A 26,180-nucleotide genomic window follows, 5' to 3' on the forward strand; every position below is an offset into this window, starting at 1 on the left:
CCCATGATTGAATTTTTGACGCATAACTGGCATCGCATCCTGACCCTTACCGGTCAGCATGCGTGGCTGGTGGCCGCCTCGGTCGGGGCGGCCATCGTGGTCGGCGTGCCGCTGGGCGTGCTGGTCACGCGTTTTCGCTGGTTGTCGGGCGCCGTGCTGGGTCTGGCGACGGTCGTGCTCACGATTCCGTCGATTGCCCTGTTCGGCCTGATGATCCCGGCCCTGTCCGTCTATGGCATGGGCATTGGCCCTGCGCCTGCCGTGGCCGCCGTCTTCCTGTACTCGCTGCTGCCGATCATGCGCAACACGAGCCTCGCGTTGCAGCAGATCGACCCGAGCATCCGTGAAGCGGGCATCGGCATCGGCATGACGTTCTGGCAGCGATTGCGCCTCGTGGAACTGCCGCTGGCCGTGCCGGTGGTATTGGGCGGTGTGCGCACCGCTGTCGTGATGAATATTGGCGTGATGGCCATTGGCGCCATCGTCGGGGCCGGCGGTCTCGGGGTGTTGATCACCCAGGGGATCAGCCAGAGCGATACCCGACAGCTTGTCGTGGGTGCGGTCATGGTGAGTCTGCTCGCCATCGTCGCCGACACCCTGTTGCACCGCCTTCAGCGCGTGCTGACACCGAAAGGAATCCGAACCGTATGATCAAACTCGACAATCTCACCAAAAGCTTCGTCCAGAAGGACGGCACCCGCGTAACCGCCGTGAACTCGGTCAGCCTTGAAGTGCCGCCGGGCGAAATCTGCGTCTTCCTCGGTCCGTCGGGCTGCGGCAAGACGACCACGCTCAAGATGATCAACCGGCTGATCAAGCCGACGTCCGGGCACATTCTGCTCAACGGCGAAGACACCGGAAAGATCAATGAAATCGAACTGCGCCGCCACATCGGCTATGTAATCCAGCAGATCGGTCTGTTCCCGAACATGACCATCGAGGAAAACATCACCGTGGTGCCGCGTCTGTTGGGCTGGGACAAGAAGCGTTGCCGCGAGCGCGCGACGGAACTCATGGGCATGGTGGCGCTCGATCCGAAGCGCTATCTGTCGCGCTATCCGCGTGAGCTCTCCGGCGGTCAGCAACAACGTATCGGCGTGATTCGTGCGCTGGCGGCCGATCCGCCGGTGCTGCTGATGGACGAACCCTTCGGCGCCGTCGATCCGATCAACCGCGAATCGATCCAGAACGAATTCCTGCAAATGCAGCGTCAGTTGGGCAAGACCGTCATCATGGTCAGCCACGATATCGACGAGGCGATCAAGCTGGCGGACCGCATCGCGATCTTCCGTCAGGGCAGTTTGGTGCAGTACGCACAGCCGGACGCCTTGCTGGCCCGCCCGGTCGACGAATTCGTCGCGAGCTTCGTGGGACATGACCGAATTCTCAAGCGTCTGCTGCTGGTGCGAGCGGAAGATGCGGCGACCCCGCAACCGACCGTCAAACCGCAGACTTCGCTTGCGGAAGCCTACGGCATGATGGATGAGCTCGATACGCGTTCGCTGGTCGTCGTCGACGAAAACGCGCGCGCGTTGGGGTACATTGCACGTCGCGATACGCGTCACGCGCAAGGGAGTTGCGGCGAGCGGGTGCGGGACTTCAAGGCGTCGGCCGTCGCCGGCGACAACCTGCGGGTGCTGCTCTCGCGCATGTACGAGCACAATCTGGCGTCGTTGCCTGTGTTGGGGGACGACAATCAGTACCTCGGCGAGGTCACGCAGGATTCCATCGCCGACTACCTGAGTTCGGGCAAGTCGCGTGGCAATGGCGGTGGCACGATCATCGCGCCGTCGCTGCCGGGCACGCCGAGCGTCGTGGCGAGCGTGCCGTTCGGGGCGCCGGTGTAACCAGCACCCGTGGCACCCGCGCGGTCGGCGTCGATGCGTTCAGGGCGTGAGGGCGGGTGAGCGTCCCTGACAATGCGTGACGTCGTGTGAGTTTCAATGGCCGGATGGGAACGACGTCCGGTCGGCGGATCATAAGATGACGGCCCATCGTGGTCGTCATTTTTGCGTTTGTGGTTGAGATTTGGCGACGCTGGGTGCGGATGATCCTGCGGTGGCGTCGGTGGGGCACAAGTGAATCAAGGAGTGGCGGGATGACGTGGGAAGTGGTGACGGCGTGGTTCGATAACACGCCCTGGGCGCGAATGGCGGTAGCGTTGGCGATCTTGGTGGCGGCAGCGTTGCTGGTGCAGGCCCTGGCGCAGTTCGTGGTTGTCCGGGTGGTACGCATCGTGGTGCAGCGCACAGCCAATCGCTGGGACGATGCGTTGCTCGCTCATCGGGTCTTTCATCGGGCCGCGCGCATTCTGCCGTATCTGGTGGTGCAGTTCGGTATCGATCTGGTGCCGGATCTGCCGGCGAAGGTGTTGCTCGTCGTGAGCAATGTCGCACTCGCCACGACACTGCTTTATGCCACGCTTGCCATTGCGGGGATTCTGGACGCGGCGCAGACCGTCTACGCGATGTCCGAACATGCGCGCACGCGGTCGATCAAGGGCTACGTCCAGTTAGGGAAAATCGCGCTCTACGTGGTCGCGGCCATCGCCATCGTCGCCACCATCATCGACCGCTCGCCGTGGCTGCTGCTCTCCGGGCTGGGGGCGATGTCGGCGGTACTGTTGCTGGTGTTCAAGGACACGATCATGTCGTTCGTCGCAAGCGTGCAGTTGACGTCGAACGACATGCTGCGCGTGGGCGACTGGATCGAGATGCCGCAGGTCGGCGCCGATGGCGACGTGGTGGACATCGCGTTGCATACCGTGAAGGTTCAGAACTGGGACAAGACGATCACGACGATTCCGACGTGGCGTCTGATCTCCGAGAGTTTCCGCAACTGGCGCGGCATGCAGCAGTCGGGCGGACGTCGCATCAAGCGCACGCTGTGCATTGACGCGGGCAGCGTCGGCTTTCTCGACGAGGCGGAGATTGCCCGTCTGTCGAAGCTGCATTTGCTCGGGGATTATCTGTCCGAGAAGCAGCGTTCGCTGGCGGACGCGAATGCCGCATTGGGCCACGCGGCGGGCGTGCCGGCAAATACGCGGCGCCTGACGAACATCGGCACTTTCCGCGCGTATGCGCTGGCTTATCTGAAAGCGCATCCGAACATTCACGAAGGCATGACATGCATGGTGCGTTCGCTGCAACCGACGGCGACCGGCATTCCCGTGGAACTTTATTGCTTCACGAACACGACCGTATGGGCGGAATACGAACGCGTGCAGGGCGACGTCTTCGATCACTTGCTGGCCATCCTGCCGGAGTTCGGGTTGCGCATGTATCAGAACCCGGCAGGGGCGGATCTGGTGAGGTGGCAAGGCAAGGTCGCGGCGTGAGCATGTCAGACCAGCGTACGGGCGAAAGCCGTTAGCGAGATCGACGACGTATCATTTCTGTGTCGACCAGCCGGCGATGCGATCTCCATCGTACGCGGCTTCGCTGAAGGCATACCCGCCTCCCTTTTCGTAAATGCGAGTCATCGTTTGCTTGTGGTTGGGGCTCAGATAAGTGTTTGCGAAACCGCAGATGACAAAGAACATTGCCCACTGAGGGAAGTATTCCTTCTGCACCGTCGCCCAATAGGCCTCGCAGCTCTGGACTGCGTCTGTAAATTCCTTCCAGTACATCTGAAGCACAGGTTCTTCCGATGTCACGTTCTCGTATTCGATGTGACGGGCGCAAACTGACGCCAGCGCCGTTCGCATCCCATTGCGCTTTTCTTCCGGGATCGCGCGCATGAGAGACGCGAAATCCGTGACGGGGGCGTGTGCCGTTCGTAATGTTGAGGCTCGCGTCGAGATGGCGTGTGGAGTGGTGATGTTGTCCGGCGGCAAATGATGAGCACTCTCGAACGATCCTGCCCATTCACCCGTCTCGGCCGGTGAGGTTTCGTGACTCGTCGGAGTCAAAGATCTTGTGTTGACTGTGTGAGTGCGATCGATATCCATGATTTATCTCCATTGGTTGAAGGAGATTCCAATATGGAACTTATCGAGCGGTGGATTTTGCGTAACGTGCTGCTGCGTTCTGGTTTCCGACCGCAGATGGGACTTCTCGTGTGACGTCGGTGGGGTGTTGCCCCATGCGTCGAGTTCTTCTGTGATACGCAAATATCGCCTGACTGCTTCAGGAAAATTCCGGAATGCTTTCGGTTCTGTTTACTTCGATGCGTCGCGCTGCGAACATGTCTCGGAATCCACGGAAGAGGGAGGACGGGGTGACGTATTGGAGTACAGAATGAATGACTTGTGGACAGTGGATGTGGTGTGGTATCCCGACGGGGACGCATCGGCTCCGGACGTGTGTGTCAACGACACGGAGGAGGAAATGATTGAGTTATGGAGTTTCCCCAACGATGCTGACGAGGAGGAATGGACGTGGTGAAGCGAGGCGAAGTCTGGGTCGCATCCTTCGATCCCGCAATTGGGAGTGAAATCAGGAAAACGCGGCCATGCGTCATTGTTTCGCCTACGGCGATGCACAAGCATTTGCAGACGGTGATCGTGGCGCCGCTGACGTCGTCTGCCGCGTCCCGATACGGCGTGTCTACGACGTATGCCGGGCGTCAGGGTTCGATGCAATTGAGTCATCTGCGATCGATGGATCGGAGACGGTTGATTCGACGTTCGGGGAGATTGGATCGAGAGGTATTGCAAGACGCCATGGCGCGTTTGCGAGACGTTTTCTCGGAAGAGACGGATGAGGTGAGCGATTGATTCGGCGGCGGGAATCAAGCCCAGCGAGCAAATGTAGAAGGGCTCCCGCAGGAGCCCTTCCGAGGATTACGTCATCGCGAGGCGCATCAATTCGATGACATTTTCCGTGTCTGACGCCCCTGACACATCAGCGGCATCGTGCCGGACGGACGTTACGCCGCCGACTCGTCCAGCGTCGGGTAGTCGACGTAGCCGCGGGCATCGCCGCCGTACAGCGTGTCGCGGTCCAGTTCGTTGAACGGGCCGCCGCGCTTGAGGCGCTCCACCAGATCCGGGTTCGCGATGAACGGCTTGCCGAACGCAATCAGGTCCGCGAGGTTTTCTTTGCGAGCCTTGAGCGCCAGTGCGAGGTCATAGCCGTTGTTGGCCATGAACGTGCCCTTGAAGATCTTGCGCAGCTTCTGAAGATCGAAGCCGCCTTCCACTTCACGCGGGCCGCCCGTCGCGCCTTCGACCACGTGCAGATACACGAGACCGAAACGGTTCAGTTGCTCGACGGCATAAGTGAACACCGGTTCCGGGTTGCTGTCGCCGCAATCGTTGGCCGGGCTGATCGGCGACAAACGAATGCCCACGCGATCGGCACCCCAGACATCGACGACGGCTTGCGTTACTTCAAGTACCAGACGCACGCGATTTTCGATGCTGCCGCCGTACTGGTCCGTACGGTGGTTGGTCTTGTCGCGCATGAACTGGTCGAGCAGGTAGCCGTTCGCCGCATGGATTTCCACGCCGTCGAAACCGGCACGCTTCGCGCATTCGGCTGCGTGACGATACTGGTCGATGATGCCCGGAATCTCGGACGTTTCCAGCGCGCGCGGCACCGGATGCGGCTCGAAGCCGTGTTCCGTGAACGCCTGACCCGCGGGCTGGATCGCCGACGGCGCGACCGGCAGCGCACCGCCGGGTTGCAGCGACGGATGCGAGATGCGGCCTACGTGCCACAACTGGCAGAAAATCTTGCCGCCCTTGGCGTGGAGCGCGTCCGTGACCTGCTTCCAGCCGGCGACCTGTTCGTCGGTGTAGATGCCGGGCGTGAATGCGTAGCCTTTGCCTTGCTGCGAGATGTTGGTGGCTTCACTGATGATGAGCCCGGCCGATGCACGTTGCGCGTAGTACTCGGCGACCATCGGGCCCGGCACGTCGCCCTTGCCCGCGCGGCTGCGGGTCAGCGGTGCCATGACGATGCGGTTGCTCAGTTCGAGCGGGCCAAGCGCGTACGACGAAAACAGGTCGGTATCGAGCGTGGCCAGTTGGGAATGTTGCGAGTCCGTCATTGCTGAAGGTCCTGTGAAAGTGGGGGTTGCTGTGCTGCACAAAACTTGCACAGGTTACGGCAATTCTCATGGCCTTGCTGAGCACCGCGACGTCCTTCCGGCCATCGACGCTGGAAACGAAAACTCGCCGGACACCCTGCACCGGAACAGGGCGTCGCGACGAGTGATCGCGAAACGTAGCGGAAACTGGATTTATGACCGAATTCGCCTGGAAACCGGTCGAAATCCGTGATTTCAGGCGTTTGCAGCAATCGGACGCTTCGGCGCGTGCGGCGCAATACGCAGCACCATGATCGCGCCGATGATGCACACACCGCCCGAGAGCATCGAGGCCATCGTGTAATTGCCGAGCGTTGCACGCAGCGAACCGGCCACGAGCGCCGCCGTTGCCGCGCCAAGCTGGTGACCTGCCACGATCCAGCCGAACACGATCGGGGCCATCGTCTTGCCGAACACGTCCGTCGTCAGGCGCACCGTCGGCGGCACCGTCGCAATCCAGTCGAGCCCGTAGAACAGCGCGAAGAGCGGAAGGCCGAAGAAATCGAGGCCGAAGGCATACGGCAGATAGATGAGCGACAGCCCGCGCAGGCCGTAGTACCAGAACAGCAGCACACGGCTGTTGTAGCGGTCGGACAACCAGCCCGACGCCGTGGTGCCCACGAGATCGAGGATGCCCATCGCCGCCAGAATGCCCGCACCCTTGACTTCGGAGAGGCCGTAATCGCCGCACATCGCGATGAAGTGCGTGCCGATGTAGCCGTTGGTGCTCGCGCCGCAGATGAAGAAGCTGAAGAACAGCAGCCAGAAGTCGCGCTTGCCGGCTGCCATGCGCAAGGCCGACAGCGCGGCGGTGAGCGGATTGCCTTGCGTGAGCTGGACATCGGGGGCGTCTTCGGGCGCGCCGACAGGACGCAGACCGACCGAACCCGGCCGCTCCGGCACCAGCAATGCCACGAGCGGCAGCACGATCGCCGCGACGACCGCCACGATCAGCACCACCGGCCGCCAGCCATAGTTTTCCGTGATCGCTGCCATGAGCGGCAGGAACACCATCTGGCCCGTTGCCGAGCTGGCGGTGAGAATCCCCATCGCCAGGCCGCGATGCGTGTGGAACCAGCGGTTCGACACCGTGGCCGCGAGCGTCACGGCGGCCACGCCCGTGCCGCCACCGACCATCACGCCCCAGATCAGGACCATCTGCCAGGGCGCCGTCATGAGCGACGACAGGGCGGTCCCGGAGGCCAGCAGCAACAGCGCCACCATAACGGTCGGACGAATGCCGAAGCGCTGCATGGCGGCCGCCGCGAACGGGCCGGTCAGGCCGTACAGCGCCAGATTGACGGAGATCGCCAGCGAGATCGTCGCGCGGCTCCAGCCGAAGTCGTGTTCGAGCGGCACCATCATCACGCTCGGTGTCGCGCGAATGCCCGCCGAGGCGAGCAGGACCAGGAAAATGACGCCGACGACGATCCACCCGTAGTGGAAGCGTCCGTCGATGCGCTTGGCAAGTGCAGCCTTCATGGCGGAAATCCTTGCTGGGATTCGGTTTTCTTTGCCGAACCGGGAACGTTTGCGAGAACCGCGCAGTCTACCGGGATCGATAGCTTGTGACTGCTCGGTAACATGAGGTTGCCATGTTATGAACCGATCGGTAACATGTCAAGTATTCCTTTGTGACGGCAGGGCTTTACCCGTTACGCCGGTGTGCGCACCGGACACAGCGCTTCGATGAGGCGAGGGCAGAACCACCGTCCAGATTCAGTTTCAGGGAGGGCCGGAAATGGCCAAAGCGACAACGCCTGCCACGCGTGCGGGTAAGCCGACGCGGCACGTCACGCCCGCGCCGATCGCTCAACAGCATCTGCTCGATGCTGCCGTCGAGTTGTTTCATTCGGAGGGCGTGCGTGCGGTGGGTGTGGATGCGGTCGTCAAGCGCGCCGGCGTCAACAAGATGAGCCTGTATCGCCAGTATGCGTCGAAAGACGAACTGATTCTGGCGTACCTCGATTGCATGCAGACAGCGAGTCTGGGGCGCATCGACGAGAGCATCGCCAAACGGCCGGGCGAACCGCGTGCGCAGATGCTGCAAATCTTCGTGGATCTGGCCGAGCGGGCCAGCAAGCCCGGCTATCGCGGGTGCCCGTTTGTGAACGTCGCGGCGGAATTTCCTGACCCGACGCATGCCGCGCGGATCTCGGTGGTGAACTACAAAGCGGAAGTGGTGAAGCGCTTTACCGCGCTCGTCACAGCGGCGGGGCTGGCGGAGCCCGCGCCGCTGGTCGACGCACTGTGCCTGATTCTGGAAGGTGCCTACGCGGCGAGCCAGACCTTCGGGCCCGGCACGCCGCCGCTACGCATCCTGCCGACGGTCGCGCGTCAGATCATCGAAGCGGGCCTCGCGGGCGAATTGACAGCCGCGGCCTGAAGATTTCCGCTCAGGCTCGGCAGCTTGAATCAGCCGCATGCCTCGGCGGCATGAGTTGGCTGCGTAAGCGGGCCGCAAGAGTCCGTCGCTTGAGTCCGCCGCATGAGTTCGCCGTATGAGTCAGCGGCAGGAATCGATGCCTCGCGTCAGGCCGCCAGCCGCTGCAGTGCGACGGCAGCCGTCCCACGCGTAACCGGCGTCTCGGCCATCGTCCCATTCATCCGGAACGCCGCCACCGCCTGATCGAGCAAGCGTGCCTGATCTTCCATCGACGCCGCTGCGGCGGCAGCTTGCTCCACGAGCGCAGCGTTCTGCTGAGTGACTTCATCCATCTGCGTCACGGCCCGGCCGACTTGCTCGATGCCGTGGCTCTGCTCGCTCGATGCCGCCGAAATTTCGCCCATGATGTCGGTCACGCGTCGCACCGCCTGCACCACGTCGTGCATCGTCTGACCGGCTTGCGCGACGAGCACCGAACCGTCCTGCACCCGGCCGTTCGACGATTCGATCAGTTCCTTGATTTCCTTGGCCGCCGCCGCGCTGCGTTGCGCCAGCGTGCGGACCTCACCGGCGACGACCGCGAAGCCGCGTCCCTGCTCGCCGGCCCGCGCGGCTTCCACGGCGGCGTTGAGCGCAAGAATGTTGGTCTGGAACGCAATGCCGTCGATCACGGCGATGATGTCGACCACCTTGCCCGAGCTTTGCGAGATGCCTTCCATCGTCTCGACGACCTGATCCACCACTTGCCCGCCGCGAACCGCAATGGCCGAGGCGTTCTCGGCCAACTGGCTGGCCTGACGGGCGTTGTCCGCGTTCTGGCGGACCGTCGACGTCAGTTGCTCCATCGACGACGCCGTCTCTTCCAGCGCCGCTGCCTGCTGTTCGGTGCGCGCCGACAGATCGGTGTTGCCCTCGGCGATCTCGCGCGAGGCCAGCGTGATGGCGCCCGTGCCGCTGCGAATGCGTCCGATCATTTGCTGGAGGTTGCCCTGCATACGCTGCATCGCGAAAAGCAGGCTGGTGCTGTCGCCCTGGCGCAGACGTACCTGCGTGAGGAGGTCGCCGTCCGCAATACGCGTTGCAATGTCGGCCGCGTATTCGGGTTCACCGCCCAGACTCTGCTGGACGTTGCGAATGATGAGCAGCATGACGCCCGACACCGCAAGGCCGACCACGGCGAGCATTGCGCCCCAGCGCAGCAGCGCGCCGAGGAAGGCGGCGTTGATGTCGTCGACGTAGACGCCGGTCGTCAGGTACCAGTCCCACGGCGAGAACACGCCCACGCGGCTGATCTTTTCGACGGGCTTGTCCGAGCCGGGCTTCGGCCAGAGATACGTGACAAACGGATCGTTGGTGCGTGCTGCGGCCACGATGTCCGAAAACATGAGCTTGCCCGACGGGTCGCGGAACTGGCTCATGTCTTTGCCTTCGAGCTTCGGATTGACCGAGTTCAGCACGATGACGCGCTGTGAGTTCAAGATACCGAAATAGTTGTCGCCGTCGTACCGGATCGCGCCGATCTGCTCACGAGCGAGCTTTTGGGCGTCGGCTACGCTGATTTCGCCTCGTTCGGCGCGTGCCGCGTAGTGCTTGGCCAGACTCAGTCCTGATTCGACGACGTGGGTCAGACCCACGCGTCGCTCGGCCAGCATGGTGTCGCGCTGGGCCCAGGCACCCCAGATCGCCATCGCCAGCAGGCTCACCCACATCAGTGCGACCGCCGACCACAATTTCGCTTTCAGACTCAAACGCTGCATTCCTTCGTCATCCCCACTGATTCCGCGCTGGTGTTGCGCTGGCGGCCGCGCGTGACGTGGTGGCACGTCCGGGCGGTCCGGTTATTGATCGGCTATGGACCGGCTATGGGCCGGCTGTCCATGCCCTCGGTGAAGGCACAGACCGAACGTGTGGTAACGGCAGTTTGGAGAGGGACTTGAGCTTTGGCTGCGGTCCGGCCTGGCTTTGGCGGGATATCTCGGGCGTGGCGAGTGAACAAACAGGCAAGCGGACGAACGCGTGAACAAGTGCCCGACGACGGTGCGTCATCGGGCGCTGGCTGGCGCCAGCGAGCGACTTACCCGTGGATCACGACCATCAGCCCGCGCGCGACCGACTTGCCGGCATTGCGGATGGCGTGGGCGCGGTCCGCCGGATAGCGGGCCGTCTCACCCGATTTGGCGCGTCGCGCGATGTGATCGACTTCGACGTCGACCTGCCCGTCGAACACGGTGAAGTGCTCGCGGGTGCCCGGATCGTGAGGCTCGGAGACGAGGGCGGCCCCCGGTTGCAGCGTCAGTTCGTACCACTCGAACTTCCCGGCCAGCTCCATCGGTCCGAGGATTTTCAACTGATAAGCCTGCTCGGCACCGGCCAGCGTGGGGGTTTCGTGCTTGCCGAAGATCCGCACCGGCTCGGGATCGCCCGCCGGGGCACCCAACAACTGGTCGAGGCGCACGCCCAGTGCGTTGGCAAGCCGCCACGCCACGGCGATGGTCGGATTGGCCTTGTCGCGTTCGATCTGCGAGAGCATCGACTTCGAGACGCCGGACGCGCGAGAGAGCGTCTCCAGCGTCATGCCGCGCTCCTTGCGCAACTGCTGAATCATGTCGCCGACCGGCGGCGGCGCGACGGGCGTCACCGCGGAAGTTGCGGGAGTACTTGCCATATGAATTCCGGGATATTAGAATTTTTCAATATATTGAAACTAGTTCAATATAAAGTATAGTTTCCGATAAGCTGTATGCCGTGATGGTAGCAGAGCGTGCTCGCGGGCATGCGGGGTTCCGGCCCATACCTCACGATTTCCACGATATCGAACCCGGCCGGCGCCCGAAAGCGCCGGCGGCATTCCCGGGCGGCGCCTCACGATGGTGCCGCTCGACGTATGAATGGCATAAATGAGGAGATGCGCCCGATGACCGCACATACCCCGGAGGCCCGCGAGGGCTTCTACCGTCAACTGACCGAACGACTTGAAGACACGCGCCGTCAGGGCCTTTTCAAGCAGGAACGCGTGCTCATGTCGCGGCAGGGACCGGAGGTCATGTGCGACGACGGACAAACGCGCATCAACCTGTGCGCCAACAACTACCTCGGCCTGTCCGGCAGCGAGTCGCTCGTCAAGGCGGGGCAGAAGGCGTTGGAAGACTTCGGCTTCGGTCTGTCGTCAGTGCGTTTCATCTGCGGCACGCAAGGCCCGCATAAGGAACTCGAAGCCCGCATCGCGGCGTTTCTCGGCACGGAAGACGCCATCCTGTACGCCGCCGCGTTCGACGCCAACGGCGGTGTGTTCGAGCCGCTGTTCGACGAGCAGGACGCCATCATCTCCGACGCGCTGAACCACGCCTCGATCATCGACGGCGTACGGCTGTGCAAGGCGCAACGTCTGCGCTACGCCCACAACGACATGGAAGACCTGGAGCGCCAGTTGCAGGCGGCGGCCGGGGCGCGTCATCGCATCATCGTGACCGACGGCGTGTTTTCGATGGACGGCACGATCGCTCAGCTCGACCGCATCGTGGCGCTCGCCGAGCAATACGGTGCGTTGATCATGATCGACGAATGTCACGCGTCCGGCTTCATGGGCCCGACGGGGCGCGGTACCCACGAACATCACGGTGTGCTCGGCAAGATCGACATCATCACGGGCACGCTGGGCAAGGCGCTTGGCGGGGCGATGGGCGGCTTCACGGCAGGGCGTCGCGAAGTGATCGAAACGCTGCGTCAGCGCTCGCGTCCGTATCTGTTCTCGAACAGCCTGGCACCGGCCATCGTGGGCACGTCGCTGGCCGTGTTCGACGAACTCGAACATTCGTCGGCGCGACGCGAGCAGCTCCATGCGAACACCGCGTTCTTCCGTCAGGAAGTGGCGGCGCTCGGCTTCACGATCAAACCGGGCACGCACCCGATCGTGCCGGTCATGTTGTTCGACGCCACGCTCGCCCAGCGCTTCGCGCAGCGGCTCTACGAACTCGGCGTGATCGCCACCGGCTTCTTCTATCCCGTGGTCCCGCAAGGTCAGGCGCGCGTGCGCGTGCAACTCTCGGCGGCGCATACCCGCGAACATCTCACCCGTGCGCTGGCCGCGTTTGCCCAGGCCGGTAACGAACTCGGCATTCTCAAGCAAGGTTGATCATGGAACGAATTCTCATCATCGGCGCCAACGGGCAGATCGGCAGCGAACTCGTCGAAGCGCTCGCGGCGCAATACGGCAACGAGAATGTCGTCGCCACGGACATCGCGCCGGGGCCGTCGCGTCACGCGGTGCATTACGAGACGCTGGACGTGCTCGATGCGGCGCGTCTGGCCGCACTGGTCGAGCGCTTCGGCATCACGCAGATTTTCCATCTGGCGGCGCTGCTCTCGGCCACGGGCGAGACCCGTCCGCTGCAAGCGTGGACGCTCAACATGAACGGCCTGCTCAACGTGCTCGAACTGGCACGCGAGCATCAGGGCAAGGGGCGTGGGCTGCGTGTGTTCTGGCCGTCGTCGATTGCCGCGTTCGGACCGCATACCCCGGCCGTCGAGACACCGCAGCTCGCCATCATGGACCCCACCACGATGTACGGCATCAGCAAGCAGGCGGGTGAGCGGCTGTGCGAGTACTACTTCACGAAGTTCGGTGTGGACGTGCGCAGCCTGCGCTATCCGGGCGTGATCAGCTTCAAGACGCCGCCCGGCGGCGGCACCACGGACTACGCGATCGAGATTTTCCAGGCAGCGCGTCGCGGCGAGATCTACACGTGCTTCCTGAAGGACGACGCCACGCTGCCGATGATCCACATGCCCGATGCCGTGCGCGCCACGCTCGAACTGATGAATGCCGATGCCGCGAAGCTGCGCGTGCGTTCGTCGTACAACGTGGCCGGTGTGAGTTTCGATCCGAAGACGCTGGCCGAGGCGATTGCCCGCCGGGTGCCGGGCTTCACCGTCAAGTACGCGCCGGACTTCCGTCAGGCGATCGCCGAGACGTGGCCGCATACGCTCGACGACACGCATGCCCGCTACGACTGGGGTTGGAAGCCCGCGTTCGATCTGGACGCAATGGTGGACGACATGCTCGCCAACGTACCGCTGGACTGGCATGCGCCCGTGCTGGGAAACGCGGCCTGAAAGACTGGGGAGGCCGCGGGGACCGCAGAGACTGAAGTTTTGCGCTGACGCTTACTTCGGGTGGTGGACCGCGTAGTAAGCCAGCGCGGCCACGACCGCACATGTGACGGCGAATGCCCGACGGCGCCAACGGTAGGCCGGCGTGAGGCTGATGGCGCGTGCGCGGCCTTCCTCTTTCGAATGGTAGTAGCTCATATTGCACCTTCCGGATCTGGTACACGGTCTTCGCCGCGGAAAGAACCTGCTGACGTTTCTGCCGATGCGCCCCCCGGCACATGGCAGATCCCCGAACGGCTTCGGTTTGCGGCAGGTTCTGAGTCGATTATGCGACCGCACAAAAACGACCGCTAATCAGTATCTATACCGATAGGTGTCGCCTTTTTGACACGCTCCCTCAACGGGCGAATCGTTTCGACGAACGCCTCGAAAGCGGCCTGCCGTCTCCCACCCCACCTTGCTCGCCCGTTGCCACGGCCCGTGCGCGGGCGTTCCCCATTTCGGTGCCTCGCCGCGCAGAAATCTCGATCGTCGAGGCATGCGAAGAATCCACATTTCTCCGCTTGCGCGGCGTCGTACGCACTGAAACAATGCCTGAAAACGGTGGCCACGCCGATGGTCGCTGCCAAGTCGTCGTTGAGATCACGCCTGGGGAGGGACGTGCCATGACGCCCGATACACGCCGCACCATCGCTTGCGGCCATCGCGGAACTGCCTTCGGGCGCACCGCGCGACTCGCTATCGCTACCGTCGTCACCGTCGGCCTGTGTGGGCTATCGACGGCCCATGCGCAGGAAGCCATGCTGCGCGCCAACAATCAGGTCTGGCTCGGTGTCGGTGCCCAGCAGTTGAACTACTGGGAGACGATCGGACCGGGCAAGAGCGATTCCGAGAGCGGCACCACGGCGGCGTTCGCGCTGACCGCGTCCACGCAACGCCAGTTGTTCGGCATCTCCAATCTCTATTTCAGTGGTTCGGTGCGCGTGGCGCATGGCAACGTGAACTATGGCGGCTATTTGCAGGACACCGCCGGTCGCGTGATCCAGTCCGACTATCAGATGTCGACGCGCTCCACGGCCACGGACGTCACGCTCAAGGCCGGTAAAGCCATTCCGTTCCACCTCGGCACTTGGAATGCGCAGGTGATTCCGTATATCAGCTACAGCTATCGCGACTGGATTCGCGACAGCAGCCGGGATCCCTATGGCTTCTACGAGCGATACCGCCACCACGTGGTCGGTGGCGGGTTGATGGGGCAACTGGAACTCACTTCGAAGCTTGTAGCGACGGCCGACATTCGTGCCGGTGCCATGCTCGGCGCATCGATGACGCTGGCGGGCTCGCAGAACAACTTCAGCCTCGGTAACAAACCGGTCGTCGTGGCGGGCTTCGGGCTCGACTATGCGATCGCCCGCAACTTCCACATCAACGCTACGTATGAGTGGTCGCGGTTCCAGTACGGCCGTTCGGCGGCCACGCAGGTCGGCCCCGGCGTGAGCGCCTACGAGCCCGACTCGAAGACCATCAATCAGACGTGGATGATCGGCGCGGGATACGCCTTCTAGTCTTCCATGGGGGAGGGCGACGAAGCCGACCGCGACGCCTTCGCTCAACCGATCCACAAACGACAACGCCGCGCGGCCGGATGGCTCGCGCGGCGTTGCTCTTTCAGCCGGCGCTCATGCGTTCGTACTGACGCGCATCAGGTCGCGCCTTCCACGTCTTCCAGACTGAACGTCTCCGTGTGGTCGTTGTACGAGAAGATCTCGGCGTAACGTCCCCAGTTGATGGCAGTGTCGAGCGTTTCCTGTGCGAGATCATCCGACATCGAATCTTCCAGCTCCTGTTCGAAACGCACGCGCGGCGCGCGTTGCCCGCGACGCTCCTGCAAGACGGCCCGGATCTTCGCGGCCAGCGGCACGTGACGCAGCAGATGCTCGGCGAACAGCACCTTGCGCTCCTGCGTGCTGACGTCCACGAAGCGCTTGCCCGCAGCGGTCAGCAGAATGTCGCCTTCCTTGAGTTCCGCGAAGCCCAACTGATCGAGAATTTCGGCCACGGGGAAGAGGTCGTCGACCTCAAGCAGCAGCGTTTGCGCGATGTCAGGCAAGTCGGCGCGCCCGTTGTAAGGCGGCACGGCGAGCGCTTCGAGCAGACCGGCCATCAGGTTGGTCGACACTTCGTGCAGCGGACTGGAGAGTTCCAGCGGCATCTTCTGCGTGGTGTGGGCGTTGCGGCGCGAGGTCATCAGCGCGTAGATATCGTCGACCATCTTGCGGAAGGCCGGGTCGAGACGGTTGCGGCGATGCGCGAACGGCACCTTGATTTCGGCGACCACGCGGCCCGGATTCGACGACAGCACGAGAATCCGGTCGCACATGAACACGGCTTCCTCGATGTTGTGCGTGACGATCAGGATCGACTTGATCGGCAACTGACGCTGGCTCCACAAATCGAGCAGGTCAGTACGGAGCGTTTCGGCCGTAAGCACGTCGAGTGCGGAGAACGGCTCGTCCATGAGCAGCAACGTCGGGTTCACGACGAGCGCGCGGGCGAACCCCACCCGTTGCCGCATGCCGCCCGAGAGTTCGCGCGGATAGGCGTTCTCGAAGCCGTCCAGACCGATCAGGTCGATCGCGGCGAGCGCGCGCTTGCGGCGCTCCTTCGGCTCGACGCCGAGGGCTTCGAGCCCGGCTTCCACGTTCTGCAACACGGTCAGCCACGGGAACAGCGCGAACGTCTGGAAGACCATCGCCACGCCTTCGGGCGGCCCTTCGAGCGGCTGGCCCATGTAGCGGATGTCGCCCGAGCTTGGCTGAATCAGCCCGGCGATGATGCGCAGCAGCGTCGACTTGCCCGAGCCCGAGCGGCCCAGCAGACCGACGATCTCGCCTTCATGCAGTTGCAGGTTCACCCCGTCGAGCACCTGACGCTCGTCGCTGCCCTTGCGAAAGCCACGGCTGACGTTGGCAAGCGAGAAGATCTCTTTTCCGGCGATCGGTTGGCCAGCGTAAGTATCGTTCGGCATCACGGTCCCTTCAATTCAGACGAAGCTTGTTTTCAGCGATGGCGTACATGGGGCGCCACAGCAAACGGTTGAACAGTACGACGAACAGCGCCATCACCGCGATGCCGAGCAGAATGCGCGGATAGTCGCCGGCGGCCGTCATTTGCGCGATGTAGGCGCCCAGCCCGTGCGCAGCGACCTTGTCGTCGCCCCATTGCACGTATTCCGAGACGATGGACGCGTTCCACGCGCCACCGGACGCCGTGATCGCTCCCGTCACGTAATAGGGGAAGATGCCCGGCAGCATGACCTGACGCCACCATTGCCAGCCGCGAATGCGGAAGTTGGTGGCGGCTTCCTTGAAATCGTTCGGGAAGGCCGTGGCTCCGGCAATCACGTTGAACAGGATGTACCACTGCGTGCCCAGCACGATCAGCGGCGAGAGCCAGATGTCCGCGTTGAGGCGGAAGTGGACGATCAGCACCACGAAGATCGGGAACAGCAGGTTGGCCGGGAAGGCGGCGAGGAACTGCGCCAGCGGCTGGATGCGCTCGGCGAGCTTCGGCCGCAGCCCGATCAACACGCCCAGCGGTATCCAGATGACCGAGGCAATGGCGATCAGCACGATCACGCGAACCAGCGTGATCAGACCGAGGCCGAACACGCGCAGGATCTCGGGGCCACCGACTTCGGCCAGCACGAACGAGCAGATCTTCCACGCGGCGAACACGCCCAGCACCACGAGCACTGCGGCCCACAGCCAGTCGATCACGCGCGAGAGCGGCGATTTCGACTCGGAGTGGATGGCGGCAGGCAGCGAGACCGGCATGCGCATGCGCGCGATCGTGCGCAGCAGCTTGCCCAGCGGACGCAGCAGCAACTGGATCGCGCGCGTACGCTGAATGACGTTAAGCACCCACGACTCCGGCGCGGCCTGCGAGACCGTGTCTTCCAGCCGGAACTTGTCCGACCACGCGACCATCGGGCGGAACAGGAACTGGTCGTAAATGACGATGACGACGACCATCGCCAGAATCACCCAGCCCACGGCGCCCAGATCGCGCTGGAGGATGGCGGTGGCGAGGTAAGCGCCGATGCCCGGCAGCGTCACAGTCTTGTCGCCCACGGTGATCGCCTCGGAGGCCACCACGAAGAACCAGCCGCCCGACATGCTCATCATCATGTTCCAGATGAGGCCCGGCATCGAGTAGGGCACGTCGAGCTTCCAGAACCGCTGCCACGGCGAGAGGCGCAGGTTCACGGCGACCTCGGAGAGGTCGCGCGGCTGGGTGCGCATCGACTGGTAGAACGAGAACGTCATGTTCCACGCCTGACTCGTGAAGATCGCGAAGATGGCGGCGCATTCGGCGCCGAGCACGCGACCCGGGAACAGGGCGAGGAAGAACGTGACGGTAAACGAGATGTAGCCCAGCACCGGCACCGACTGGAGGATGTCCAGCATCGGCACCAGCAGCTTTTCGGCGCGACGGCTCTTGGCGGCAAGCGTGCCGTAGACCAGCGTGAAGATCAGCGACGCCACCATCGCGGCCAGCATGCGCAGCGTAGTGCGTAACGCGTACTCAGGCAGGTTGGCCGGGTCCAGCGAGATGACTTCGGTATGCAGGTCGGCCAGCGGGGCCCAGGTCTGGCGAATGCCCATCGAGCTGACCATCAGGAAACCGATGATGATCGGAAACGCAATGAAGTCCCAGCGGTTGGGCAGCAGGCGTCGCGCGGTGGCGGGGATGAACGGACGGGCTACGCGCGTCATCAAGACCTCGTTTGGATGAGGGTTCGGACGGACAACAGGACTGAAACGTCGGTGTGCGGCACGGCAGCACGGCAGCAACAAGCGACCAGCGACGTGATGCACGTGCAGCGACGGCAGCGGATGCTACCAGATTGCCCCGTAAAAAGATGTTAAAGCCGGTGTCATACGTTGGCAAACCTCGCCGCCGACAGGCGACTGTGGTTTTTATGCTGCACTGCGGGAAGAGGTGGTTTCATCGAGCGATACCGAATCGGCGATCTGGACCCTATGGGCGATACCGAGGATATGGGCGACGTGGGCTATTCGTGCCCGTGCTTCCGGAAAACGCTTCGAACAATGCCGCTTTCCCGCTCGGGTAACGCGGGGGAAATTCGCGGTTCCGGACACCCGTAAATGGAACGTTGACGATGTGAACTTTATTAGCGTTGCACGGACCAATTCCCGCGGCTTGCTTCGCGCCGTGCGGTCGTGTAGTGTGCACCGCTTGCTCGGGCTACGGCGCCTGTTGCCGAGGGGGATCACGCCCCGGCGTTCGAATGGCTTGCCGGCCCGTCTCCCTCCAATTCCCAGACAAGCAAGGATGCGCCGCATGACGACGCCATTAGACGCGCGTTGCGAGCGTGCACGACAACTGAGTGCCGCCGGCCGGCTCGACGAGGCGATCGCCGAGTTACGTCAAGTTCTGAAGCAATCCCCCGAATTTCTGCCCGCGCTCGAAGGGCTCGCCTATGTCTCGCTGCGCATGAGCGCCTTCGAGTCGGCGGCAGACGCCTTCGATCGGCTGCTGGCACTCGTGCCGCGTCCCGGAGCGCAGGCCACGTTCGACGCTGCCATGGCCAGCCTCCAGGCCGGTCGCCCGATGCGAGCCGAGGCGCTGTTCGAAGCCACGGTGCAGCAATCGCCGGACGTCATCGGCACGCTGCACACCATCGGCCTGACGTGGGCGCAGGCGGGCGACAACGCCCGTGCGCTCGTCTGGTTCGAGCGCACGGCGGCCAAGGCGCCTGCCCTGTGGCAAGCGCATTTCAACCGTGGCCGGGCGCTGGGCGCGCTGGGTCGCTTCGACGAAGAAATCGCCGCCTACCGGCTCGCCAATGCCATCGCGCCGGCGCAGCCCGATCCGCTGGTCAATCTCGGCGTGGCGCTGCGCGAGCAGCATGCGTTCGACGACGCCCTGCAATGCCTGCATCAGGCCGTGAAGCTCGCCCCCGATCATGCTGGCGCGCGCACCAACCGCGCACAGACGAATCTCCTGCTGGGCGAGTTCGAACACGGCTGGCACGATTACGAATGGCGCTGGCAGGATGGCGCTCAGCAACGGCGTTTCAACGACCGTTTGTGGGACGGCAAGGCGCCGCTGGCCGGCAAGACCCTGTTCGTCTATAGCGAACAGGGGTTCGGCGATACGTTGCAGTTCGTGCGTTTCGTGCCGCGTCTGGTCGCGATGGGGGCGACGGTCGTGCTGTCGGTGCAGGCGCCGCTGGTGACGCTGCTGGGTGGCTTCGCGCGCGGCGTGACGGTGCTCGGCGAGCATATGCCGGTGCCGTCGTTCGACTGGCAGATGCCACTGCTCAGCCTGCCGCACCTGCTCAAGGTGGGGGGCAACGTGGCAGCGCATTCGCCTGCGCATGCATCCCCGCACGCGTCTTATCTGCGCGCCAGCGCCGGGCGCGAGATGATCTGGCGCTCGATGCTCGGTCACAAGCCGGAAGGCGCATTGCGCATCGGTTTCGTGTGGCGTACGCGCCCGTTCCCGCCGGGCCGCGATATTCCCCTCAAGCACTGGGCGCCGTTGTTCGCAACGAATGCGCAGTGGTATTCGTTGCAGGTCGACGCCACGGACGAGGAGCGCGCCGAACTGGCGAGCTATCGCAATGCCCGCGCCAACGTGCATGACATCGGCGCGAAGCTCAGCGACTTTGCCGAGACGGCGGCCGTCATTGCGCAGATGGATCTGGTGATCACGGCCGATACCGCCGTGGCGCATCTGGCTGGCGCGCTGGGCAAGCCGGTGTGGGTGCTGTTGAATTTCACGCCGGACTGGCGCTGGCAACTGTCGCGGCGCGACAGCGACTGGTATCCGTCCGTCTCGCTCTATCGTCAGCCGGCGCGCGGCGATTGGGATGCGGTGATGGCGCAGGTCGGTCAGGACGTCGCCGCGATTGCCTCGCGGGAGTCCGACGTGGTTGCCGCGCCGTAAGGGAATCTCGCAAGGCTGACATCAGCCGGAAACGACGGCGCGGTTCGATCCCGAACGGCGTCGTCCAGTTTCAGGCCCGATGCAGCCAGTGAGGTATGACGTCGACTCAACCCGCGTCGGCGCCGTCGTCGTCATCTCGCAGTCGTGTGTAGATGTTCCAGCTGGCGATGAACAGGGCGGCGATGAGCGGTCCGATCACGAAGCCGGTCAGGCCGATGAGCGACATGCCGCCGAGGGTGGAGATCAGTACGACCCAGTCGGGCAGCTTGGTGTCCTTGCCCACGAGAATCGGGCGCAGCACGTTGTCCACCAGACTCACGATGGTGCCGCAGAAGGCGAACAGAATGACTGCCTTCCAGATCTCTCCCGAGACCAGCAGCCAGATGCCCACGGGCACCCAGACCACTGCCGCGCCCACGGCGGGCAGCAGCGACAGAAAGGCCATCACGACGGCTGCCAGCACGAAGCCCTGAATGCCGAGCACCGCGAAGATGAAGCCACCGAGCACCCCTTGCGCCACGGCCACGGCGATGTTGCCCTTGACCGTCGCGCGCACGACCGTGGTGAACTGGCGGATCAACTGACTCTTGTGACGCTCGTCGAGCGGTAGTGCGCGACGCACCATCGCGCCGAGTGCGGTGCCGTCTCGCAACAGGAAAAACAGCAGATAGAGCATCACGCCGAAGCTCACGAGCAACTGCGCCGTATTCTGGCCGATGCTCACGAGGTAGACGGCGACGAGGCGTCCGATCTGCGCGGCGCCGTCGGCGAGCTTCTGCTGAATCGCGTTGACGTCCTGTACGCCGGCCAGGTCCATGATCCGGTGAACGCCGGCGGGCAGGCGGTCGAGCAATTGCTGGAAGTCGACCGTCAGTTGCGGCAGATCGGTGCGAAAGCGCAAGAGTGCGGTGCTGATTTCCTGCGTCATCATGCCCACGACCAGCGTGAGCGGCAGAATCACGATCACCAGAATCAGGGCAAGCGTGGTGAGTGCGGCGAGGTTGGGGCGTCCGCGCATGCGCGCCAGCATGCGGCGCTGCACCGGCTGGAACAGCACGGCGAGGATCGTCCCCCAGAAGACGGCGCCGAACAGGGGAAACAGAATCCAGCCGAACGCGACTGTCACGACGAACAACATCAGGTGGAAAAACTTGCGTTGGTCGCTACGACTCGACATGAGGCTTCCTTGCAGATGACGACGGCCCGGGTGGCACGTCACTCGTTCCTATAGCAGAACCGGACGTCGGTTCCCCGACGGTGCCCTGAGCGTGATGGATGATGCGCGCCACGAGCGGGTGGCCTTCGCCACGTCGCGAGCGAATGGCGTGGATGTCTTCGTGTACGCCGTCGGGGCGTCCCAGCCAGCGCAGCCCGCGCAGCACCGAGACATCTCCCGCACCGGCTTCACTGAGTGGAAACACGCCCAGACCGCGGGTGGCGAACACGGCCATCAACGCGCTGTCTTCGAATTCGCCGACGATATTCGGGCGAATGCCCTGCACCTCGAACCACTGATCGAGCCGGGCGCGCAGGGCGGAGTGTCCCGTCGGCAATAATACGGGCAGGGCCGTCAGGCATTGCGGAAAGGTGTCGCGCGAGGTGTTGCGCACGATCGACGCCGGCCCATACCAGTCGACGGGCGAATCAACCAGCCGTTCGCTCGCCAGTCGCAGGGTCGGGTTGTATGGCGCCGGCTGGCTCGCCAGGACGAGGTCGAGTTTGTGCAGAGCGAGTTCGGCGAGTAGTTGCTCGTGCTCGCCTTCGTGGCAAACGAGTCGCAGCGAGGGCGTGTCGAGCACCGGTGCGAGAATGGCGTGAGCGGCGAGTTTCGAGATGCCGTCGGCGAGACCTACCGACAGGCGCGCCACCCGGCCGCTTGCCGCTTCGCGGACTTCGTCGGGAATCGACTGACCGAGACGGAAGATTTCTTCGGCGCGGCGAAAGGCCGCTTGACCGGGCTCGGTCATGGTCACACCGCGTCCGAGGGGCTTGAGCAGTTGGTGGCCGAGCGACTTTTCCAGTTCGCGGACTTGCGCGCTGATCGTCTGTACGGCCATGTCGAGGCGCTCGGCGGCGCGGGCGAAGCCGCCTTCCTTGACGACCACCCAGAAGTAGTAAAGATGGCGGTAATTGAGCATAGTTGGGGTGCTTCGGAAAAACCGAACTAAAGCGAAGTATATAGCTGGTTTTTGCGAAGCATGAGTTCGACGATGATGCTGTCCTGAGCCCGCACCCTGGATGCACGTCAGTGCGGGATAGGAAGGGAGATCCGCAGCCCGACGAGTGGCGAGGCTGGCGGATGCACCAATAACCATACGGAAAACTCTGGCGCATATATGGACTATCTACTTGCTTTGGCGGCTGACCCGGCGGTGTGGGCGGCGCTTGTCACGCTGGTGGTCATGGAGGTCGTGCTCGGCATCGACAACCTGATCTTCATCTCGATCCTCACGAACAAACTGCCGTTGTCGATGCGTGCGCGCACGCAGAAGATGGGGATTGCGCTGGCATTGATCATGCGACTGGCTCTGCTGGGCACGGTGGCCTGGATCGCCAAGCTCACGGCGCCGCTGTTCGAGATGTTCGGGCACGGATTCTCGTGGCGCGACCTCATCCTGATCGCGGGCGGCCTATTCCTTGTCTGGAAAGCGACGAAGGAGATGCATCACCACGTGGCGCTGGGCAGCGGCGACGACGACGCACATGCCGAGGGCGGCTCGGGGGCGGGAACGCTCGCTACGATCACGGCGCGTGCGGCCGTGCTGCAAATCATCATGCTGGATATCGTGTTCTCGATCGACAGTATCGTGACGGCCGTGGGCATGACCGAACACATCCCGATCATGTTCATTGCGGTGATTGCGGCAGTCACAGCGATGCTGTTCATGGCGGGTCCGCTCTCTCGCTTCATCGCGGCGAACCCGACGGTGGTCATGCTCGCGCTAGGCTTCCTGCTGGTGATCGGTATGACGCTGATCGCAGAAGGCTTCGGCTCGCACATCCCGAAGGGTTACATCTATGCGGCCATGGCGTTCTCGGCCTTCGTCGAAGGACTGAACATGCTTACGCGTCGGGCCAAGGCACGTCGCGACGCGGAGAAGGCGCGGGTGGTGCACTAACTCATGAGCCAAGTCCGGTGCCTCCGGGCACCGGATCGCAGTTCGCCGTCGATGGGGTGCAGTCAGTGAATGATCGGGCAGGGAATCAGCGGTGCCGGCAAACGTCGGCACCGCTTTTTTACGTCTAGAGAAAAGACGCGCTCAGTGCCACACTCGCGGCATTCGGGAGGTTTGTGCACGCACGTTGTGCGCCCGGTCTCACGCCAGCAACGGCGCAGCCGGCGCATGTCGTCCGATAGAAGGAAGTTCGAAATTCTCGAAGTTAAGTGAATGAAAATACAGGTTTTTCCGTTGCCACGTGCCCGATACATTGAAGGCGTTGTCTTTTACGTGACGGAGCAAAACGATGAAATGTCCTGTGTGCGGTACCCCGGATCTGCTGATGACGGAGCGTCAGGGAGTGGAGATCGATTACTGTCCGAGCTGTCGCGGCGTGTGGCTGGATCGGGGTGAGCTGGACAAGTTGATCGAGCGCACGGATGGCGGGGCGGGAGCATCGGCCCAGGCGGTGCGCGGTGCGCATGACCGGAGCCGCCGCGAGTCCGACGGGCGTTCGAACGGCCATGCGAGCGCGCAGGAGTATCGCGATGACGATCGCGAGTATCGGGAGAGTCGCGACAATCGCGAACGTCAACATGGCTACGACGACCGCCGTCGCTATCACGACCGCCCACGCAAAAAGAAATCGCTGTTCGAGATGTTCGACTTCGATTGATCGGTCGACGACTTCAACGAAGAACGGCTTCCGATGCGCGAAGCCGTAAGCGCCAAAGGCGGGACGAAAAAAAACGGCTTCCATTGCTGGAAGCCGTTCTTAAATTTGGTGGCGAATCAGGGACTCGAACCCCGGACCTGCGGATTATGATTCCGTCGCATAGACCAGCATTGGTCCTGCGTTTTCATGCAAATCAAAGGCTTGCAGTGCCGTCTTCCCGCATTGGCCCCGCAGTCTACCGCAATGCCGTTGACACTTCGTCGACGATCAGATTGCCTAAGTCGTCCTCAAAAAATGCGCTGACGAACGGCAAACCCATTCCTCGCAACGCAACAATCAAGAACTGTCCTGCGAGAGATCCCTATATGCTACTGGATAGGAAGATGTGGTGGACAAGTCACAATGATTTGACCGGATCGCGCATCGGCCATAGTGCACAGAAGATTTTGCCGAGACTACGAGAATGATTACAAATCTACCGACGTCGACGGACTACTACACCTCGGGGAAAGAACTTTTCAATTTCGCGTGGGAAACAACCGCGAGTCTCCTTGTCGAGATAGACGAATCCTATTGCGGCGATGACGAACAACTGAAATCCGAAATATCCGAGGCATATTGGGCAGCCGCCAAGCGCACGTTGACCACGGCTTTGACCGTTATGCAACAGGGCGTGGAGTTGATCATCAAAGGGCGCATCGCTGAAGTATCACCATACCTTCTAATATCTGACGCTCCGTCGCAATGGCCATCACCATACAGTGGTCCGATTGATTTCGAGCGTTTCAGGACTATTGACGCGCAAGACCTTATAAGAGTGCACGACACTTTTTCGGAAACGAAATTTGGAGCCAAGTTCGTCGAAAAATTTCACGATTTGCGAGTGCAACGAAACACAGTTCTACACTCGGCTGCAAAGAGTGTTTCGGTGACGGTGGCGGAGGTCATAGACAGCGTGCTTTACATGCACAAATCGCTATTCCCTGATGAGAGCTGGTTCAAGGTTCGTCGAGAATTTCTGCGCAATGCGCCGAGTGCTCAACTGGGGTCCGATGAATTCGTAACGAACACAACCTGCTGGGAAGCGTCGTTTGCCTTGAAACTACTCGGGCGCTCGCAGGTCGAGTCGTACCTTCGCGTCGACAAAAAGCAGCACCTGTACCTTTGCCCAGAATGCCTTTCTGATGCCAACATGGACGGCGGCTTCGAGCATAAGTTAGCTGCATTGCAGCCAAAGGGGCCCCAAACGACCAGCCTATACTGCCCCGTATGCGATAAATCGCATAGCGTGACACGGAAGGACTGCGTTGATCCCGAGTGCCTTGGGAACGTGGTCACATCTGATGGAAATCAATGCCTGACGTGCGCGGCGTGGCAGCCCTACGATGAGGAGTAGGTGACCAGGGAATCGGTCCACTGATGAGAGCGTGCTTGGTGACTCGTGTGTTCGATCTGCACTAGGTAGTCGCCCCAGTGAGGAAGTTCTCGCATGCGAGATCGTCGCATTAACAGGTTAGGCTATCCAAATCAGGCCGCAAATACTCGATGCAGTATCCAATCGCCTCTCTTATCGCAGGATGATGGGCGTGATCGGACGCCATCAGCGCCTCCATCATTTCCTTGACGCTTTCGCGCGTGGGCCAATTCTCCGGCGACGAGAAGCCCCATATGCACATGTCCACTACGTCACGAACCGTTTCAGGCGTTGCGTCCTCAATGTCCATGAACCTCATTGGGAAACTCCTTGCGCGAATGGCCGGAAAATCTTATCTCGACCCAATTCAGAGTGTACCTACCGCAACCAATACGGAATACCGATTCTCGCATGCGAGAATACGTG

23 protein-coding genes are annotated in these 26,180 nt (G+C 62.6%); 12 read left to right on the plus strand and 11 right to left on the minus strand.

Annotation, left to right across the window (positions count from 1 at the left end):
- Positions 1–3 precede the first annotated feature (3 nt).
- The 3 genes from A9762_RS13175 (at position 4) to A9762_RS13185 (ending at position 3,337) form a co-directional block, all read left to right on the plus strand.
- Entirely contained in the window at positions 4–651 is a 648-nt protein-coding gene (locus A9762_RS13175; RefSeq protein WP_069342473.1) for an ABC transporter permease, read from the plus strand.
- Positions 648–1,847, plus strand: coding sequence for a betaine/proline/choline family ABC transporter ATP-binding protein (locus A9762_RS13180; protein WP_069342474.1), 1,200 nt, complete (start codon positions 648–650; stop codon positions 1,845–1,847). The genes A9762_RS13175 and A9762_RS13180 overlap by 4 nt, the downstream gene beginning before the upstream one ends.
- A 251-nt stretch (positions 1,848–2,098) precedes the next feature.
- A complete protein-coding gene (locus A9762_RS13185) occupies positions 2,099–3,337 on the plus strand; it encodes a mechanosensitive ion channel family protein (protein ID WP_083253897.1) in 1,239 nt (412 codons plus the stop codon).
- Between the two features lie 51 nt (positions 3,338–3,388).
- Here the strand turns inward: A9762_RS13185 and A9762_RS28535 are convergent, their stop codons facing one another.
- Positions 3,389–3,949: a hypothetical protein gene (locus A9762_RS28535; RefSeq protein ID WP_139133205.1), complete on the minus strand. Its 561-nt coding sequence runs from the start codon at positions 3,947–3,949 to the stop codon at positions 3,389–3,391.
- A 423-nt stretch (positions 3,950–4,372) separates the two neighbouring features.
- On the opposite strand from A9762_RS28535, the gene A9762_RS29445 reads away from it, so the two are divergent.
- Positions 4,373–4,717, plus strand: a complete 345-nt coding sequence (locus tag A9762_RS29445; RefSeq protein ID WP_083253898.1) for a type II toxin-antitoxin system PemK/MazF family toxin — start codon at positions 4,373–4,375, stop codon at positions 4,715–4,717.
- Positions 4,718–4,869: 152 nt separating this feature from the next.
- Here A9762_RS29445 and A9762_RS13200 read toward each other — a convergent pair whose 3' ends face one another.
- Together A9762_RS13200 and A9762_RS13205 are read right to left on the minus strand one after the other, a co-directional pair.
- Entirely contained in the window at positions 4,870–5,994 is a 1,125-nt protein-coding gene (locus tag A9762_RS13200) for an alkene reductase (protein ID WP_069342476.1), read from the minus strand.
- 234 nt (positions 5,995–6,228) lie between these two features.
- On the minus strand, positions 6,229–7,515 hold the full coding sequence (locus A9762_RS13205) for an MFS transporter (protein ID WP_069342477.1): 1,287 nt from the start codon (positions 7,513–7,515) through the stop codon (positions 6,229–6,231).
- 259 nt (positions 7,516–7,774) lie between these two features.
- On the opposite strand from A9762_RS13205, the gene A9762_RS13210 reads away from it, so the two are divergent.
- Complete coding sequence (locus A9762_RS13210) at positions 7,775–8,419, plus strand: TetR/AcrR family transcriptional regulator (protein WP_069342478.1); 645 nt, start codon at positions 7,775–7,777, stop codon at positions 8,417–8,419.
- 146 nt (positions 8,420–8,565) lie between these two features.
- On the opposite strand, the gene A9762_RS13215 is transcribed toward A9762_RS13210, so the two are convergent.
- Together A9762_RS13215 and A9762_RS13220 are read right to left on the minus strand one after the other, a co-directional pair.
- Entirely contained in the window at positions 8,566–10,176 is a 1,611-nt protein-coding gene (locus tag A9762_RS13215) for a methyl-accepting chemotaxis protein (RefSeq protein ID WP_069342479.1), read from the minus strand.
- A gap of 317 nt (positions 10,177–10,493) precedes the next feature.
- Positions 10,494–11,084, minus strand: a complete 591-nt coding sequence (locus tag A9762_RS13220; protein ID WP_069342480.1) for a helix-turn-helix domain-containing protein — start codon at positions 11,082–11,084, stop codon at positions 10,494–10,496.
- A gap of 249 nt (positions 11,085–11,333) precedes the next feature.
- Between A9762_RS13220 and kbl the strand changes: the two genes are divergently transcribed.
- The gene (gene kbl / locus A9762_RS13225; protein ID WP_069342481.1) at positions 11,334–12,551 is read left to right on the plus strand and encodes a glycine C-acetyltransferase; all 1,218 of its coding nucleotides are present in this window, start codon (positions 11,334–11,336) and stop codon (positions 12,549–12,551) included.
- Positions 12,552–12,553: 2 nt separating this feature from the next.
- On the plus strand, positions 12,554–13,531 hold the full coding sequence (locus A9762_RS13230; RefSeq protein ID WP_069342482.1) for an NAD-dependent epimerase/dehydratase family protein: 978 nt from the start codon (positions 12,554–12,556) through the stop codon (positions 13,529–13,531).
- A 51-nt stretch (positions 13,532–13,582) separates the two neighbouring features.
- On the opposite strand, the gene A9762_RS28905 is transcribed toward A9762_RS13230, so the two are convergent.
- Complete coding sequence (locus tag A9762_RS28905) at positions 13,583–13,726, minus strand: hypothetical protein (RefSeq protein WP_170836233.1); 144 nt, start codon at positions 13,724–13,726, stop codon at positions 13,583–13,585.
- Between the two features lie 467 nt (positions 13,727–14,193).
- Here A9762_RS28905 and A9762_RS13240 point away from each other — a divergent pair, with 467 nt between their 5' ends.
- Positions 14,194–15,093: a hypothetical protein gene (locus A9762_RS13240; RefSeq protein ID WP_139133206.1), complete on the plus strand. Its 900-nt coding sequence runs from the start codon at positions 14,194–14,196 to the stop codon at positions 15,091–15,093.
- Between the two features lie 137 nt (positions 15,094–15,230).
- Here the strand turns inward: A9762_RS13240 and A9762_RS13245 are convergent, their stop codons facing one another.
- Positions 15,231–16,556 carry an AAA-associated domain-containing protein gene (locus A9762_RS13245; protein ID WP_069342485.1) on the minus strand — a complete coding sequence of 442 codons (1,326 nt, stop codon included), beginning with the start codon at positions 16,554–16,556 and terminating at the stop codon, positions 15,231–15,233.
- Between the two features lie 10 nt (positions 16,557–16,566).
- The gene (locus A9762_RS13250; protein ID WP_069342486.1) at positions 16,567–18,306 is read right to left on the minus strand and encodes an ABC transporter permease subunit; all 1,740 of its coding nucleotides are present in this window, start codon (positions 18,304–18,306) and stop codon (positions 16,567–16,569) included.
- 589 nt (positions 18,307–18,895) lie between these two features.
- Here A9762_RS13250 and A9762_RS13255 point away from each other — a divergent pair.
- Positions 18,896–20,506, plus strand: a complete 1,611-nt coding sequence (locus tag A9762_RS13255; protein WP_069342487.1) for a tetratricopeptide repeat protein — start codon at positions 18,896–18,898, stop codon at positions 20,504–20,506.
- Positions 20,507–20,612: 106 nt separating this feature from the next.
- Here the strand turns inward: A9762_RS13255 and A9762_RS13260 are convergent, their stop codons facing one another.
- Together A9762_RS13260 and A9762_RS13265 are read right to left on the minus strand one after the other, a co-directional pair.
- Positions 20,613–21,683, minus strand: coding sequence for an AI-2E family transporter (locus tag A9762_RS13260; RefSeq protein WP_069342488.1), 1,071 nt, complete (start codon positions 21,681–21,683; stop codon positions 20,613–20,615).
- Positions 21,670–22,644, minus strand: coding sequence for a LysR family transcriptional regulator (locus A9762_RS13265; RefSeq protein ID WP_069342489.1), 975 nt, complete (start codon positions 22,642–22,644; stop codon positions 21,670–21,672). Before A9762_RS13265 ends, A9762_RS13260 begins: the two co-directional genes overlap by 14 nt.
- 198 nt (positions 22,645–22,842) lie before the next feature.
- Here A9762_RS13265 and A9762_RS13270 point away from each other — a divergent pair, with 198 nt between their 5' ends.
- The 3 genes from A9762_RS13270 to A9762_RS13285 all read left to right on the plus strand — a co-directional run bounded on the left by A9762_RS13270 (position 22,843) and on the right by A9762_RS13285 (position 25,736).
- On the plus strand, positions 22,843–23,625 hold the full coding sequence (locus tag A9762_RS13270; RefSeq protein ID WP_069342490.1) for a TerC family protein: 783 nt from the start codon (positions 22,843–22,845) through the stop codon (positions 23,623–23,625).
- A 346-nt stretch (positions 23,626–23,971) separates the two neighbouring features.
- Positions 23,972–24,340, plus strand: coding sequence for a zf-TFIIB domain-containing protein (locus tag A9762_RS13275; protein WP_069342491.1), 369 nt, complete (start codon positions 23,972–23,974; stop codon positions 24,338–24,340).
- Between the two features lie 463 nt (positions 24,341–24,803).
- Positions 24,804–25,736, plus strand: a complete 933-nt coding sequence (locus tag A9762_RS13285) for a hypothetical protein (RefSeq protein WP_069342492.1) — start codon at positions 24,804–24,806, stop codon at positions 25,734–25,736.
- A gap of 109 nt (positions 25,737–25,845) precedes the next feature.
- On the opposite strand, the gene A9762_RS13290 is transcribed toward A9762_RS13285, so the two are convergent.
- A complete protein-coding gene (locus A9762_RS13290; RefSeq protein ID WP_069342493.1) occupies positions 25,846–26,073 on the minus strand; it encodes a hypothetical protein in 228 nt (75 codons plus the stop codon).
- Positions 26,074–26,180 lie beyond the last annotated feature (107 nt).

The sequence above is a fragment of the Pandoraea sp. ISTKB genome, from assembly GCF_001721285.1.
GTDB classification, from domain to species: domain Bacteria; phylum Pseudomonadota; class Gammaproteobacteria; order Burkholderiales; family Burkholderiaceae; genus Pandoraea; species Pandoraea capi.